This window comes from Dellaglioa sp. CoH-55-MRSF-6 (assembly GCF_056782215.1).
This window is the reverse complement of sequence record NZ_JBXAYJ010000038.1, coordinates 1-277: the sequence shown is the minus strand read 5'-3', so window position 1 is coordinate 277 and position 277 is coordinate 1. Positions and strand designations below refer to the sequence as shown.

General features: G+C 59.2%; 1 protein-coding gene. It reads left to right on the top strand.

Annotated elements, in window-relative coordinates; all coding sequences use genetic code 11:
- On the top strand, positions 1 to 277 hold a 277-nt coding region (locus AC1RPK_RS07705), incomplete at both ends, for an NUDIX hydrolase (protein WP_481769347.1).

Sequence of the window (277 nt, the reverse complement as noted above, 5' to 3'; positions counted from 1 at the left end):
CCCGGGATCGGGTCTGTACGTGCTTCCGGGCGGCAAGCTCGAAGCTGAACGTGCCGATGTCGGAATGGCTCGTGAGCTGCGCGAAGAGCTTTGTCTCGACCTAGACCCTGCGGGGCTGCGGCCCGTGTGGCATGCGAATGATACGCTGGGTAACGGTGATCCTCTTCTCATGCTCTATTTCCGAGCATACGCGTTTGCAGGCGAAGTACGGAACGCTGAGCCTGAGAAGTGTCATGGTCTGGTGTGGTCACACATCTACACGTTTGCTGAGGCGGAC